This is a genomic window from Rothia sp. ND6WE1A, from assembly GCF_001683935.1.
Lineage (GTDB): Bacteria > Actinomycetota > Actinomycetes > Actinomycetales > Micrococcaceae > Rothia > Rothia amarae.
Genome location: NZ_LXTU01000032.1, coordinates 24,100 through 38,588, shown reverse-complemented (window position 1 = coordinate 38,588; position 14,489 = coordinate 24,100). Strand labels below are relative to the sequence as shown.

Here is a 14,489-nt window from a genome sequence, read left to right as displayed (position 1 = left end):
GAAAGCTAGTTAGCTTGTGCCTCTGCTTCTTCCACCAGTTCAGGAGAAACTTCCACACCGGTGTACAACTTAAACTGCTCAGCCGCTTGGAGCGCAGCCACCTCGCCGCCGGTAATGACCTCCTTACCTGCCGCGCGTCCAGCCTGAATGAGGGGAGTCTCAACGGGCATAGCGACGACGTCGAACACTACCTCCGCCGCCTCAATGGTGGGCTGGGGGAAAGCGAGGGTGTCTTTCTCTGGACCGCCTTCCATTCCAAGAGGGGTTACATTCACAATTACAGGAGCTGTTAAAGAACCCACTTCAGGCATCCAGTCATAGCCATACTGTTGAGCTAGCTCTTTACCTGCCTGCTCATTACGTGCCACAATCGTGCCCCGCTTGAACCCGGCGTCATAAAAAGCACCTGCCACAGCGCGCGCCATACCGCCAGAACCCTGCAACATGAAGGGAAGAGACGGGGCAACATTATGAGTTTTCAGAAGGGAGGCAACCGCAATCACGTCGGTGTTGTACGCATGGAGATAGCCATCAGTATTCACAATCGTGTTGACTGCACCAATGACAGACGCTGAATGGTCCACCTCATTCACCAGAGGAATAACAGCCTGCTTGAACGGCATGGAAACGGAACAACCACGAATGCCGAGCGCACGCACACCGCCGATTGCAGCCTCAATATCTGAAGTAGTCATTGCCTTGTAAAGAAAATCAAGCCCGAACTTTTCATAGAGATAGTTGTGGAACTTAATGCCGTGATTCGATGGGCGTCCCGAGAGCGAAATGCATACGGTGGTATCCCGGTTGAGTGGCGGGCGCGAAGTGTTGTTGTGGGAAATATCCATGGAAATAACGCCTACTTCTTTGACTTCTCGATCATCAGGGACACAATTTTCGGTGCTTTGGAAGATGAAGCTACAAAAGACTTCTCAGAATTAGTCACTGTAGGTACCACGGCGTTGCCATCATTGACAGACTTGACGAATGCCTCGGCGTCGGCGTCCTCCCAAATATTCACCCAGGTAGCGTCATCGCCAGTCTCACCCAAGCCAGAATCCAATGCCTCGCAGAAAGGGCAACCGGGGCGCCAGTAAATAACCACTCCGCCGTCTTCAATGACCTTCTCAGCTTCAGCCTGTGTTGCTTGTGCGCGTTCCATGAAGAAATCTCCTCTAATTAGTTGTATCTAGTCCATTTCTAAGCCTAGTATCCGCTCGGAAAAAGAAAAATCCCTTACACACCACGCGGTACTCTGCCTCCTTAAAACAAGAGGTGGTACTCCCTCGAAGGGAGCACCACCTAAATAAAAGAGGCGAACTTAGTCGTTCTTCAGGGAGTTCTTAATACCCTCGACCTTGTCCTTAGCGTTGTTAGCCGCATCGGCAACCTTAGCCTGAGCCTGGTCAGTCTGACCTTCAGCCTTCAGCTCTTCGTTGCCAGTAGCGTTGCCGATACCCTCTTTTGCCTTGCCTGCAAATTCGTTCAATTTATCCTGTGCACTCATGGGATTCCTCCTTGTATATTGCCTACTTGGTATTTCTAAGTATACTTCTGAAAACCGAGAATCACCTGAAAAATATCTGGAAATTTATTTTCCGAAGCGCTCGCGCACATCGTTAATCTGCTGGTCAGCCTCAACATTTGAGGTGTTCGCCTGAGCTTCGGTGATAACTTCCTGACCTGCGTTATCTTTCACTGCCTCTTTAGCTGAGGGAATGCCGTCTTTAGCCTGGTTTTCGATATTATCTTTTTCCAACATAATTACTCCTCAAAAAGTCTAGATATGCTAAAAGCCACCGGGGCTTTTAGCTACAAACTAAAGGCAAAGACTACTTACCGAACTTGTCGCCGAGACCATCAATCTGCTCGCCCGCTTTATCCTTGGCGGTGTTGGTGTGGTCGTCATTGACGACGTCCTTGCCAGCCTTTTCGTTGACTGCGTCTTTGCCGGAGTCAATACCTTCGTTTGCTTTGTCTTTGAGACCGTCTACATTAAAGCCCATGATTCAATCCTTTCCACTAAATGACGAGGCAATGTTCATATTTGCCCTCAATCGTTCTTTGAGAAGAACTGATACTAAGTCTACTGAGCGATAATCTGATTTGTAAATCATTTATGTTTCAAAAATGGAATAAAAGATACAGTTCACCCTATCTACCCTGCAAAATCAGGGATAAGCAGGACGCGAATCACTAAAATTTATCGGTTAGGGCTCGGCGTGTCTGATGCCAGCGGGCGTATACTCGCTAAGTCAAAATAGTTTGCGCCTCGGACTCACACCCGAGCGTACTTATAGAAAGGTCCCTTCCACATGGGGTCTCTCAAAAACCAGCAGTACAAAATTGCTGCTCGTGCTCACAACAGCGATCCTGAAACACGGCAAGGTTCAGTACGCATCGATAAAATGCGAGAATCTACCAAATCCTGGATGTTGGGAACCAAACTCAAAGCCGACCTCCCCGGACCACACGGCAAACGGCACCCCCATAAAGAGGGGCACTCCTGGTGGCAGGTCATGTGCCTTTCTGGCGTAGACTACTTCTCCACCCTAGGCTATCAACCCGCTATCGCAGCCCTCGCTGCTGGCCTACTTAGCCCCCTGGTAACGCTCGTCCTAGTCATTGTGACCCTCTTCGGCGCGCTACCCATCTATCGCCGAGTAGCCGCCGAATCACCCGCCGGTGCAGGCTCCATTCACATGCTAGAGCGACTACTTTCCCGCTGGCCAGCCAAAATTTTTGTACTCGTGCTTCTGGGCTTCACCACCACAGACTTCATGATTACCATGACGCTCTCCGCCGCCGATGCCGCAGAGCACCTCGAAGCCAACCCCTTCGTACCCTCATTTCTTCACGGCCACCACGTACTCATTACGCTAGTATTCCTCGGATTGCTGGCAGCAGTCTTCCTGCGAGGATTCAAAGAAGCAATCGGTGTTTCTATTGTTTTGGTCGCAGTATTCTTGCTTGTCAACCTGGTAGTCATCATCGGTGCTATCATTCACATCATCCACGAACCCATCCGTACCATCGACTGGTGGACAGGGCTCACCGCCTCCCACGGCAACAAATGGCTAGCAATCGGACTCATCGTGCTGGTGTTTCCCAAAATCGCCCTCGGTATGAGTGGTTTCGAAACCGGCGTGGTCGTTATGCCCCAAATTCGTGCAAAAGGTGCTAATCCCACCGAAAAAATCGCTAACCGCGTCCGTGATACCAAAAAACTACTCACTACCGCCGCGCTCATCATGAGCGTTCTACTCATTACCTCCAGTTTCACCACCACTCTGCTGATTCCCCAAGAAGAATTCCAAGCAGGAGGTCATGCCAACGGACGCGCGCTCGCTTACCTCGCCCACCAGCAATTTGGCGAAGTATTCGGCACTGTTTATGACATCTCTACCATCCTAATTCTCTGGTTCGCCGGTGCCTCAGCCATGAGTGGGCTTCTCAATCTCGTGCCCCGCTACCTGCCTCGCTACGGTATGGCACCTGAGTGGTCCCGCGCGTCGCGCCCCCTCACCCTGGTGTTTATCGCCGTAGCTTTCGTCATCACCCTGATTTTTGATGCTGACGTTGAAGCCCAGGGCGGCGCCTACGCCACCGGTGTGCTGGTATTGATGACCAGTGCTGCATTCGCCGTAACCCTCTCGGCGAAGAAAAAACACGAGCCTTATGCCTTGGTGTTTTACTCGGTAATCACCCTGGTTTTCGTTTACACCACGGTGGCAAACATCATCGAACGCCCCGAAGGCCTGCGCATTTCTAGCTTCTTTATCTGTGGAATACTCATCGTTTCCTTCATCTCGCGAGCTATGCGTGCCTATGAACTGCGTATCGAAAGCGTGCATTTCGACAAAAAAGCTATGCAATTCATCATGGAAAAGCCAGACGTCCCCATCCACCTCATCGCTCACCGACCTGACAATTTCAACCTCGCCGACTATATGGAAAAGCGTGGACGTGAGGAGTGGGCGCATCACATTGGCGACGTCGAAAACGTTATGTTCCTCGAAATCGCAGTGATGGACCCCTCCACTTTCCGCTCAGACATTGTGGTCAAGGGAGTCACGGTAGGGGATCAGAAGATTCTCGCGGCATCCGGTTCTGCTATCGCCAACGACATCTCCGCCCTTGCATTAGAAATCCGCGATATGACCGGAACTGTTCCCCACGTTTACCTCGACTGGGCTGCTGGCTCGCCGCTAAAGAACTTCCTCGCCTTCCTCTTCTTTGGTCAAGGCCAGGTTGCGCCCACGACGCACGAGGTGCTCCGGCGCGCAGAACCCAAGATCCGCCGTCGTCCGGTGGTTCACGTTTCCTAACAAAACGGCGGGCGCTGAGAGTTTGTATCAAAAAGTAGGGCTGTACCACACAAAGCGTGGTACAGCCCTCAAAGTTTGATGCAAACTGGGGGAGGGGAGGGAGGCGAAGGGCGCAGTGGGGAGAAGGCGCGCAGCAAGATACGTAGCTTATTTCTTTAAGCTTTCTTCAATGCGCGCAATCAACCCTTGGACGTTCTCTAACAAGCGGGCAATCTTCTCATCCTGCGTGAGGGATTCTTCCATCTGGCGGATTCCCTCGGGTTTCTTCTTGCCCAAAGTGTAGGCAACGCACTCTAAATCGGTGCAGATATAGGTTCCGATGCTGCCGTAGTTCTCTTTCGACGACTTCGCGGTGGGAATCGACATCAATGAAACACCGGTCGAAGAATTGAGTGTGAGGCAGAACTGGCACATGCGCGCGCCACCCTTGGCAGGAGCTTTTTTGCGCTCCATCACTAAGCCTTGAAGCCCCTTAGACGTTTCTGCCACCACATAAGCATTCTGGGGCGATTTCGGGTCGGTCCAGCTCAGAAAAATCTCATTCGCCCAGTCGGTAGAAAGAACCTCTTTGGGGATGTTGATGCGCTGAGATGCACCTTTGGTGCAGTTGATAAAGCTTTTACGCAGCGCGGCTTCTGAATATGTCTGCATGGGAATATACCTTTCGGGTGTAAGTCAGTGAAGACTAAAGGTCTTTATCGGCAGCGAACCCCGCCACCATAGGCAAAAACTCCGGGTCGGAGTAGCCCTTCTTCGCATAAGTATTGGCAACAGCCTGCGCCGTCGATTTGAGTTCATTGCGGTTCACTAGTGCCATCACTGCGCCACCGAAGCCTCCACCCACAATCCGGGCACCCAGCGCCCCATTTTCTATACACGTAGAAACTGCGACATCTATTTCTTCCCGAGATGCCTGAAGCTCATCACGCATCGAAACAAACGATTCGGTGAAAAGATGCCCCAGTTCAGTCCATGCACCTGCCCCAAGCTCCTGGGAATTTTTCAGCAGATAAGCGGCTCGTTCAACCAAGCACATGTCATGGAAAACATGGCGAATCCAGCCCCTGGGGAACGACGGCGTGCCGTGTTGCCGTTCGACGGCGTCGAGCGCCAACGTGGTGGATTCGTCCACCAGATTGAGCCGCCACAGCTTAGCTTGGCGCTCGTTCATGCCCTCGCAGGTGAGATCTTCGGGGAGCGCGTTGCGTAAGAAATCCAGTTCCAGGGCTTGCGTGCAGAGTTCGGAGGCTTGCCGGCGGACCGCGAAAGCATCTCCCGAGAGCTCGTGCGGGGTGTTGGTGTTGATGACAAGGAATGCAAGTCCTGCCGATTTGAGGTCTGCTTCCACGGGCTGGAGGGAGAAGTCTCGGAAATCAATCACCAGTGCTTTACCCGGGCGTGAGCGCAACGAAGTAGTCTGATCCAGGCCTCCGGTGTGGGCGCCGGCAACTTCGTTTTCTGCGCGAATGCAGACCTGTGCCAGGCGTGCCCGGAGTTCGTCGTTTTCAGGCCCGCGGTTGGAGGGAAGTGGCTCGGTGGTGGAGCAACCCTCTCTCAGGGGACAGGAGAGGTCGAGCAGCGCGAGGGCGGTAGAGCACTCTAGAGCAGCAGAGGAGGACAGCCCGCCGCCTACCGGAACGCGCGAATCAATGACCAAGTCAGCCCCAAAATTCAGGGGCAAAGCAATGTCTTTTCCGCCCTCTTGGTTCATAGACCATGCCACTCCAGCAACATAGGTGAACCAGCCTTTGAGCGAACCAGGTTTAATCTCCCCGATGACTACGGTGCGTTCGTCCCCCGGCATCTGAAGGGACGACGCGCGCAGTACCCCGTCGCTACGCATTTTTCCTGCCACATAGGTACGGTAGGGCAAGGGCATGGGCATGCATGATCCCCCAAGGAAGTCGATGTATTCACCGAGCAGGTTAAGGCGCCCGGGGGCGGACCATACGCCGTCGGGTTCTTCCCCATATTTATCGATGAATGCCTGGCGTACTTTTTCTACCTGACCTTTGTGATCCGGCAGAGCGCCCCAGATTGGCTCGGCAAATTTAGTCATGCGCTAACTTTCGTTACGGGGGGAGAGCTATTGCTCTCGGCGCCCAATCAAAGCGCCGTAGGGTACAAGTTTAGTCCCGGTGGAAATATTCCGGGGTGTACAGAAAATCTTAAGATGTGCAGGGCACCCAGCCGCGCAGGAGTGCGTGGACGGCGTCGATATAGGGCGACGGTGGATACTCGGGGACCGCACTGCCGCAGAGTAGGGCGCGGGTTTGCTCTTCTTCCATCAGACTGAGACAGAGGTGAAGTAGTGCGCGAGAGGCATTTTGGCCCTGTTCTGCATTGAGAGATAGAGCCTCAAATAGTTCTTGGCTCTCGGAAAAGAAAGCGAGTTCGTTAGGGTGCATTGCCAGCGCCATGCGGATAACTTCAGCGCTTTCATGCACCTGGGCAAGTTGCCGGTACAGCTCTCTGGCGCCTGCCATCAGGGCGGCGGTGGGTGTGGCGCCCTCGCATCGAACATCGGCAAGCATCCTTGAGGCGAGAGAAGCCAACAGCTCCTGCTTATTTTTGACGTGATAGTAGATAGACCCCGGTGCCACACCTAATTCGGTGGCTAAACGACGCATCGAAAGATCCGCCAGGCCATACTGCTTAAGGAGGTCAAAGGCGGTACTCAATATTTTTTCGCGTGATAAAGCCACCTGTCCATTGTAAAACGTGACATAAAAGAATGATTTGCATTCAAAATGCGGTTGAATGGAAACATGACACTCAACTTTGCAGAACTTACCCAGAAGCTACGCGCCGGAGGCCAAGCAACCGCGCAGGATGTCCTTGATATGGTCACCGCCGGACCCGGTGCGACGTTCGCTCTGGTTGAATTTGCCGCTGAATTCCGCCGGATGTTCTTTCGTAACACTATTGAGGTAGTAAACCTTCTGGACGCGCAGGGGAAGGTTCGCAAGGACCGCCCCCAAGAGCCTTACGCCATCAATGTAGGCGCATCGGAGAGTCAAGAAGAATTAGCGCAACAAATCTTCTCGCTGACTCAGGACGACGCCGCGCAGCGGATTACCGTCAATTTTCTGGTGCCAAATGAAGAGGTGGAGGCCCCCGGTTCTTCTGCTCTAACTCCAATGCAGTGTTTGCGCATTCTGGCGGCGGCTCGCATTGCCGCCCCTGCCAAGAGCCTTCGCGTGGGAGAAGGCCGGGATCTTCATTTGCGCTCGCTACAGTCGTTGGCTCTTCATTGCGTGGACTCTCTGTATCTGAGAGATGTCCCTGCTTCTGAACCGCGCGCTATTTTTGAAGATTTGCAGCTTTTGGATAGCGCAGGGCTCTCGATTATTGGTGCTGGGCAGCGGGATTTGGCGGCAGAGTATGTTTCCTACCTGCAGTCCGAAGGTGTGGAAGACGCGCAAAGCTACGCCGATGAAGTATTTGCCGAGGACGATGCCGAGGGTGCTGGCGGTTGCGGCGGTAACTGCGGCTGCGGTGCAGGAGGGTGCGGAGCGTAAAATTTACGTCGAGAAAACTGCCTAAACTTCATATACAGGGTAATAGGGCTTCATAATTTGAACAGTGTTCAAATTATCGATTGAATAACTCTATGAACCATAACTTTAAGCTAATTTCGGAACGTATTCTCGCCGGCGGCAACCCAACTACTCGCGAGGAGGCGCTGTCTATGCTCGCGGCTTCTGATGAGCAGACGCTCTCCCTTGTAGAAGCAGCATCGGATTTAAGACGTTATTATTTTTCTAATACTGTTAAGGTGAACTATCTAGTCAACCTTAAATCGGGGCTTTGTCCTGAAGATTGTGGGTATTGTTCCCAGCGTCTGGGTTCGCAAGCTGAAATTCTGAAATATACCTGGATGAAGCCTCAGGAGGCAGTGGAGCAAGCCGGGTACGGAATTGCGGGGGGTGCTAGCCGTATCTGCATGGTGGCGTCGGGGAAAGGCCCCACTGATCGCGACGTAGAGCGAGTTGCCACCATGATTGAAGACCTCAAAGATGAATACCCCCAAGCAGAAGTCTGTGCTTGCCTAGGAATTCTCAAAGAAGGTCAAGCGCAACGTCTCTCTGAAGCGGGGGCGGATGCTTACAATCACAATCTCAATACGAGCGAAGACCATTACCAAAATATTTGTTCCACCCATACATATCAGGAACGCGTCGACACTGTCTCTGCAGCTCAAGAAGCTGGACTTTCTGCGTGTTCGGGCCTCATCGTTGGTATGAAAGAAACAGACCAACAACTAGTCGAGGCGATTTTTGCTCTCAAAAATTTAGAGGGAGATTCAATCCCCGTTAACTTTCTCATGCCCTTCGCTGGCACCCCTCTTGAAGACACCTGGGAGCTCACCCCGCTTCGTTGCCTTCGAATACTTTGTGCTGTTCGAATGGTTAATCCTGAGAAGGAGCTGCGCATGGCGGGTGGTCGTGAAATGCATTTGCGTTCGCTTCAAGGGCTTGCCTTAAATGTGGTGAATTCGTTGTTCTTGGGGGACTATCTGACATCCGAAGGGCAGTCTGCGCTGGATGATTTGAAGATGATTCAGGATGGTGGGTTTGTAGTACTTGGTGCCGAAGATAGGAATCTCGTAGCGGAGCATGAAGCGATTCTGCGTGAGAAAAAGCTGGAGTCGGTAGCTAGCAATAACTCATGCGGAACGGCACCATGTAGTTCGTCTGGGGGGTGCGGTGATCAAGGGGGGTCTTCTTCATTGCCTGTTCCGCGAAAACGAGGAGCAGGGACCGATGTTGCGCCTAATGCCTAAACCTTTCCCATCGTTTCTAGTGAGGCAACCTACAGATTATTTTAGTAATCATAGGTTGTTCCAATGGGGCAGTCTTTCATTTTTAGGCTATTGGGTTTAAGCGCCGTATCTTTTTTACCTGATAAATTTTTTCCTATGAACGCACCCGCACACCCCATTCTTAACAACTCTCCAAACGCTATGCTTACCCGGCGTCATTTAGTGACCCTGATGGGAGCAGGCGGTTTATCGTTTGCAATGGCGGGATGTTCGATGCTGACCCCTGAATATTCGGCTTATGTGCGAGAGGAACAGGGTGAGCAGAGAAATCCGCGGGGGTCTTATCAAGATCTTGCAGAAGCTCTGTGGACTTTGCAGCAGGATGCGGGGGCTGAAAACCTTTCACTGAGTCTCTACAACTATGCGGATCAGAAAACCTTTGTGTTCACTCCCGAGTATCGCGGGTATGAAGCTTCAACGGTGAAAGTGCCACTTGCCCTGAGTGCTATGCGGCAGGCATTCGCCCGAGGGCGTGCTCTTTCTGAAGATTTACGAAAAGCAGTAAAGGCAAGTATTGGGTTCTCTGATAACGACGCCACCGCAGCCGTTTTTGGTTCCCTCGCAGATACTGACGAAAATCGTGCCGGAGAAGTAAATACCACTTATAACCGGCTAGGAATAAATCAGACGCGGGCCGATGCTGGATGGGGCGCTAATCTCACCGGCACCGAAGATCACCTGAAAATCTCTCGTGCCGTGTATGAGGGCGTGGATTGGATAGGCAGCGAAGATATGCAGATTTTGCGAGAAGCAATGACTGCCTCAGACTCTGCCTCGCAGGGCTGGGGCGTGGGCGTGCTCGGAAAGCTGCAAGGCGCTGGCGCAGATTCCACCGACTTGGAAGCAGCCCAAAAGGTTCTCTGCAAAAATGGGTGGCTACCAAATGATTTGGGTAAGTGGTATATCAATTCTGACGGTGTGGTTCTTTATCGCGATAAGACCTTTGCTCTTTCGGTGATGGTCTTTGGATTTAAAGCGCAAGAAGAAGGGCAACACCTGGCCAGTAAAGCGGTTGAAACCGCTATGCGCCTCCTGGCGAAATGAATTTATTCGCTCTCAGAAGGTATTCAAGAAACTGCCAGGAACATAGCTTAGACTGAGAAAAGCGTCTATTTTCAACTCTATATGTCTTTGAGGGAATATTGAGGTGAAGCTTCAATAAAAAATAAATGATGTAAAACTTGTATTTTTACACCGTGTATATCGGGTCCCTCCCATAGATACCAACACTCAAGGAACAATGAACACCAAAGATTTATCCCCTGCGTTTATCACTTCCCTGGTAGCGATTTTTGTAGCTGCGCTCATGATTGGCGCGACTTCAACAGTGCTCACTGTTCTGGGATGGCTCATTCTACTTATTGCGTTGGGTCTCAATGTCTTTGCCAGCATGGTCTCTATTCAACGCGCCAAAGGTGGCCCACTGCCGGCAATGATTACTGAACAGCATCGCCCTGCTGCCTCACGCCGTGCATCCCAAGAATTTGAAGAAGAAACCGTGGAAGAATACGCCTACGAACCAGAAGAAGACACCGAGGCGCAGCCAGTAGTTTCTTCTGTCGCGGCGTCGTCTGCTGCTGAATCGGAGGAGAAGATCTTCCGTAACCGTGCACCCCGCCCCCGTAACAGATAGGGAAGCACCGTGAAAACTAAGTTTCTCCTTTCTCCTGCCTACCTCGTTTCTATCGCTGCATTGATTGTGGGTGGGATTCTTGCAGGTTCCCGCTTTATGGTCGTCGGCTGGATGATTTTCATTATTGGTCTGGCGCTGAATGCTTTAGCCCTGGTGGTTTTGGCCAACCGAGAGTACCTGCATCAGGCGCAACGTGTGGGAACCGTGCCTAAGGCATCGGCACAAGAGCACCACGGAAACGTTATTGAACACGACGCCGCAGAAGAACCCTCTGCAGAGCGGACGATAAATAATTCAGTTACTCCCAGCGGAAAAGTCACTGATTCCTACCGGGTGTTTCCGCAGAAAAAGTCTTAGGGTATCTACCTCTGAGGTAAAACAGCAAAGACCCCCTCGCAGTGAGGGGGTCTTTGCTGTATAAAAACGTGGCGACCTTAGTCGAATTGAACGGATTGGCGCATATGTTTCAACGCCGAGGCAAGGGCATTAGCCTCTTTAGCGTTAAGACCAGCCATGACCACGGTATCCATGAGATCGGTATGAATAGCTCGCGCATTCATGTAGTGCTTGTATCCTGCATCGGTAATGAATACGCCTTTGCCTCGTCGGTCCTCTTTTACCGGTGTGCGGTCAACCCAGCCGAGGTGAATGAGACGCTCAATCTGATACGTCAGGCGGGAAGGGGAAACGCTTAAGTCTGCAGCGATTTCTCCCATGCGCACCACCTGCGGCGGATCACTCTGAATACCGCCTTGAGTGAGCACTGTGAGAATGTTGAAATCATCGAGCTTGATGTTCGCCTGTTTACGCAGAACTTTATCGAGGTATGAGGCGATGCCGCTATATGTTTGCACGTACAGGTGCCAAAGATCTGAATTCGTAGAGGGGAATTCAGCACGAGGGGAAGAATGTGAGTTCGACATGGGTGCTTTTAGCCCTCCTGGAATAGATGGCTATCCCGTCATTTGAGTGGTTAACAAACCTATTCAACAACTACACCTTGCCGATTTAGACAGGTGTAGTCATTTGATTCATCTAGAATGTTCTCAAATTAGGGTTGTATATGCAACCAGAGGGTGGGGGCAATCCCCATTACTAGACGAACCTCACCCTTCTGCCACATCTGAATCAGAGATTCTTGAGTAGCTGCTTAAATGGAGTGATCTTGAGTTCTTTCAATCCTGGTGATTTGTGTTTGTGCTCCTGACGGGACTGTTTCTCCACGGCAATCCCAAAGAAGTCACCACTATTCACCCCGTCTAGATCATCAAAAATTTCCTCTGATGCGGGGTCAACCGGGGCTGTTTCTATCTCTGATGTACCCTCTTTAGTCAGAGCCGTCTGCGAACCTAATTTCCACGCCAGCATTTGCGCCAGCTCTGCTCCCGCGCGATTGATTCTGCCCTGCAAAGACGTATCAGAACCAAAATCGTCGGTTGCAGCAAATACCCCGGTCGGCACCACATGAGCTTTAAAATAGCCAAAAAGCGGGCGCAGTGCAGTATCAACCATCAGAGAATGACGCGCGGTGCCACCCGTCGCGGCAACTAAAACTGGTTTGCCGACCATCGCCTCGTCGTCCACCAGATCCCAGAAACTCTTGAAAAGCCCGGTGTAAGTAGCTTTGAAGGTAGGGGTGACGGTAATGACCGCATCTGCCTCGGTGAGAGCATCCAGCGCTGTAGCAAGCTCACCCATAGGAAAGCCAGTGAGGTAATGGTTAGTGATGTCTTTGGCAAGACTGCGTAAGTGAATCGATGTGAACTTGGCTGAGATGCCCAATATATCCAAACTCTCCTGGGTTGCATCGCTGAGCTGTTCACCCAGTAAAGCGGTGGATGACGGTTCAGACAGGCCTGCGGTAATCGTGAGAATTTTTAGAGGTTTCATGATGAACTCCTCGCTATAGAATCTGTTAGTTATTTGAGGTCTGGTGGGCAGGCGCCTCGGGGCCACCGCCAGCAATGGGAGCTTTACCTGCACGGGAACGCTCCACCATCAGCTGGTGGGTAGGGGCATCAGGAACATTTGCCGGGCGGTTTTTAGCAAACTCCTCGCGCAAAACCGGAACGACCTCTTCGCCGAGCATATCGAGTTGCTTGAGAACTTCCTTCTGTGGCAACCCTGCATGATCCATGAGGAAAAGCTGGCGCTGGTAATCACCGGCATACTCGCGGAATGAGAGAGTCTTCTCAATCACCTGCTGCGGTGAACCCACGGTCAACGGGGTCTGTTCAGTGAACTCTTCCAGTGAAGGTCCGCCACCATATACCGGAGCATTGTCAAAATAGGGGCGGAATTTACGCACCGCGTCCTGAGAATTCTTATCCATAAACACCTGACCGCCCAAGCCGACGTATGCCTCCTCAGCCTTGCCATGACCATAGTGCTCGTAGCGCTCGCGGTAGAGGTTAATCATCTGCTCGGTGTGCTCTTTGTTCCAGAAGATGTTGTTGTGGAAGAAGCCGTCGCCGTAGTAGGCGGCCTGTTCAGCGATTTCGGGAGTGCGGATGGAGCCGTGCCATACGAAGGGGGCGACATCATCCAGCGGCTGAGGGGTAACAGTAAAGCCGTTGAGCGGGGTACGGAAGTGGCCCTCCCAGTTCACTCGCTCTTCATGCCAGAGGCGGTAGAGCAGGTTGTAATTTTCGATGGCAAGGTTGACGCCCTGGCGGATGTCTTTACCGAACCAGGGGTAGACAGGGCCGGTGTTGCCGCGACCCAGCATGAGGTCCATGCGACCATCGGTGAGATGCTGAAGGGTGCCGTAGTCTTCAGCAATACGCACGGGGTCTGTGGTGGTGATGAGCGTGGTTGAGGTGGAGAGCAGGATTTTTTCAGTCTGAGCTGCAATGTAGGCAAGCGTGGTGGTGGGGGAGGAGGCGATAAAGGGCGGGTTGTGGTGTTGCCCGACGGCAAAGACGTCTAGTCCTACCTCTTCGGCGTGTTTTGCCATCTCGACGATGTTTTTCTGACGTTCGTATTCTGTAGGGGTTTTGCCGGTGGTGGGGTCGCGGGTGATATCGGTAACGGTGAAGATTCCGAACTGCATGTTCATGATGTTCCTTAGGATTGTAGGGTCTTCGTGTATGCCTTTATTCTATGTCTAACTACTTTCTTTGTAAATTATTGATTTCGAAAGTATTGCGGGGGATGAGGTGCAAAAAATCGTCATTTTTGAACAACTCATCCGAGAATTTCAAAATGAAAGCGTTTAGTTCGTATCCTGGAAGAAAGGTTTATGAGTGATAAAAACGGTGAGGAAACCGTAGTGGACATTAAATACAGCACCGAGGCTCGTTCCGTAGGAGCAGCCCGCGACGGGCGAGCCTACCTCACCGACGGCACCTTAGAAATAGAGATGGGCTTGGCCAAAGAACTCGGAGGAACCGGTGAGGGTGCCAACCCTGAGCAACTTTTCGCCCTGGGGTACGCCACCTGTTTTCATCAGGCGGTCAAAATTGTAGCTGAGCGCCGCAAACTCGACGCCACAGCGTCCTCGGTGCAGGCGCGCATCAACTTCGGAATCGATTCCGAAGACTTTTTTGCACTTTCGGTTCTCATTGACGTATCGCTACCCTACGTGGAAATGGACCTCGCGCGCGAAGCTGCGGTGGAAGCGCACGAAATGTGCCCCTATTCGCGAGCAACTCGCGGAAATATCGACGTCATCGTGAACGTGGTGGAGGAGTAGGTGCGGGGTTGT

The 14,489-nt window shown here is 52.1% G+C and carries 18 protein-coding genes; 7 read left to right on the top strand and 11 right to left on the bottom strand.

Annotated elements, in window-relative coordinates; all coding sequences use genetic code 11:
* Positions 1 to 5 precede the first annotated feature (5 nt).
* From A7E48_RS04015 to A7E48_RS10960, 5 genes are all read right to left on the bottom strand, one after another.
* A complete protein-coding gene (locus tag A7E48_RS04015; RefSeq protein ID WP_068169847.1) occupies positions 6 to 845 on the bottom strand; it encodes a shikimate 5-dehydrogenase in 840 nt (279 codons plus the stop codon).
* Between the two features lie 11 nt (positions 846 to 856).
* Entirely contained in the window at positions 857 to 1,159 is a 303-nt protein-coding gene (locus tag A7E48_RS04010) for a glutaredoxin domain-containing protein (RefSeq protein WP_068169844.1), read from the bottom strand.
* Between the two features lie 159 nt (positions 1,160 to 1,318).
* On the bottom strand, positions 1,319 to 1,504 hold the full coding sequence (locus A7E48_RS04005; RefSeq protein WP_068169842.1) for a CsbD family protein: 186 nt from the start codon (positions 1,502 to 1,504) through the stop codon (positions 1,319 to 1,321).
* 84 nt (positions 1,505 to 1,588) lie between these two features.
* Positions 1,589 to 1,759, bottom strand: a complete 171-nt coding sequence (locus A7E48_RS11110) for a hypothetical protein (RefSeq protein WP_158004397.1) — start codon at positions 1,757 to 1,759, stop codon at positions 1,589 to 1,591.
* Between the two features lie 70 nt (positions 1,760 to 1,829).
* Entirely contained in the window at positions 1,830 to 2,003 is a 174-nt protein-coding gene (locus A7E48_RS10960) for a ribosome recycling factor (protein ID WP_141669370.1), read from the bottom strand.
* Positions 2,004 to 2,312: 309 nt separating this feature from the next.
* On the opposite strand from A7E48_RS10960, the gene A7E48_RS04000 reads away from it, so the two are divergent.
* Positions 2,313 to 4,325 (top strand): amino acid transporter, encoded by a 2,013-nt coding sequence (locus A7E48_RS04000; RefSeq protein WP_233125969.1) that lies wholly within the window; start codon positions 2,313 to 2,315, stop codon positions 4,323 to 4,325.
* A 147-nt stretch (positions 4,326 to 4,472) separates the two neighbouring features.
* On the opposite strand, the gene A7E48_RS03995 is transcribed toward A7E48_RS04000, so the two are convergent.
* The 3 genes from A7E48_RS03995 to A7E48_RS03985 all read right to left on the bottom strand — a co-directional run bounded on the left by A7E48_RS03995 (position 4,473) and on the right by A7E48_RS03985 (position 7,030).
* Entirely contained in the window at positions 4,473 to 4,976 is a 504-nt protein-coding gene (locus tag A7E48_RS03995; RefSeq protein ID WP_068169838.1) for an FBP domain-containing protein, read from the bottom strand.
* A 34-nt stretch (positions 4,977 to 5,010) separates the two neighbouring features.
* A complete protein-coding gene (locus A7E48_RS03990) occupies positions 5,011 to 6,384 on the bottom strand; it encodes a galactokinase family protein (protein WP_068169835.1) in 1,374 nt (457 codons plus the stop codon).
* 109 nt (positions 6,385 to 6,493) lie between these two features.
* On the bottom strand, positions 6,494 to 7,030 hold the full coding sequence (locus A7E48_RS03985) for a TetR/AcrR family transcriptional regulator (RefSeq protein ID WP_158004396.1): 537 nt from the start codon (positions 7,028 to 7,030) through the stop codon (positions 6,494 to 6,496).
* Between the two features lie 63 nt (positions 7,031 to 7,093).
* On the opposite strand from A7E48_RS03985, the gene A7E48_RS03980 reads away from it, so the two are divergent.
* The 5 genes from A7E48_RS03980 to A7E48_RS03960 all read left to right on the top strand — a co-directional run bounded on the left by A7E48_RS03980 (position 7,094) and on the right by A7E48_RS03960 (position 11,140).
* On the top strand, positions 7,094 to 7,846 hold the full coding sequence (locus A7E48_RS03980) for a hypothetical protein (RefSeq protein WP_068169829.1): 753 nt from the start codon (positions 7,094 to 7,096) through the stop codon (positions 7,844 to 7,846).
* 92 nt (positions 7,847 to 7,938) lie between these two features.
* Complete coding sequence (bioB, locus tag A7E48_RS03975; protein ID WP_068169825.1) at positions 7,939 to 9,111, top strand: biotin synthase BioB; 1,173 nt, start codon at positions 7,939 to 7,941, stop codon at positions 9,109 to 9,111.
* Between the two features lie 135 nt (positions 9,112 to 9,246).
* Positions 9,247 to 10,194 (top strand): serine hydrolase, encoded by a 948-nt coding sequence (locus A7E48_RS03970; RefSeq protein WP_141669369.1) that lies wholly within the window; start codon positions 9,247 to 9,249, stop codon positions 10,192 to 10,194.
* 196 nt (positions 10,195 to 10,390) lie between these two features.
* On the top strand, positions 10,391 to 10,783 hold the full coding sequence (locus A7E48_RS03965) for a hypothetical protein (protein ID WP_068169819.1): 393 nt from the start codon (positions 10,391 to 10,393) through the stop codon (positions 10,781 to 10,783).
* 9 nt (positions 10,784 to 10,792) lie between these two features.
* The gene (locus A7E48_RS03960) at positions 10,793 to 11,140 is read left to right on the top strand and encodes a hypothetical protein (protein WP_068169814.1); all 348 of its coding nucleotides are present in this window, start codon (positions 10,793 to 10,795) and stop codon (positions 11,138 to 11,140) included.
* Between the two features lie 77 nt (positions 11,141 to 11,217).
* Here A7E48_RS03960 and A7E48_RS03955 read toward each other — a convergent pair whose 3' ends face one another.
* The 3 genes from A7E48_RS03955 to A7E48_RS03945 form a co-directional block, all read right to left on the bottom strand.
* Entirely contained in the window at positions 11,218 to 11,706 is a 489-nt protein-coding gene (locus tag A7E48_RS03955) for a MarR family winged helix-turn-helix transcriptional regulator (protein WP_068169810.1), read from the bottom strand.
* A 205-nt stretch (positions 11,707 to 11,911) separates the two neighbouring features.
* Positions 11,912 to 12,673, bottom strand: a complete 762-nt coding sequence (locus A7E48_RS03950) for a CE1759 family FMN reductase (protein ID WP_068169807.1) — start codon at positions 12,671 to 12,673, stop codon at positions 11,912 to 11,914.
* A gap of 25 nt (positions 12,674 to 12,698) precedes the next feature.
* On the bottom strand, positions 12,699 to 13,835 hold the full coding sequence (locus A7E48_RS03945) for an LLM class flavin-dependent oxidoreductase (protein ID WP_068169915.1): 1,137 nt from the start codon (positions 13,833 to 13,835) through the stop codon (positions 12,699 to 12,701).
* Between the two features lie 189 nt (positions 13,836 to 14,024).
* Between A7E48_RS03945 and A7E48_RS03940 the strand changes: the two genes are divergently transcribed.
* Complete coding sequence (locus A7E48_RS03940; RefSeq protein ID WP_068169801.1) at positions 14,025 to 14,477, top strand: Ohr family peroxiredoxin; 453 nt, start codon at positions 14,025 to 14,027, stop codon at positions 14,475 to 14,477.
* Positions 14,478 to 14,489: the final 12 nt, after the last annotated feature.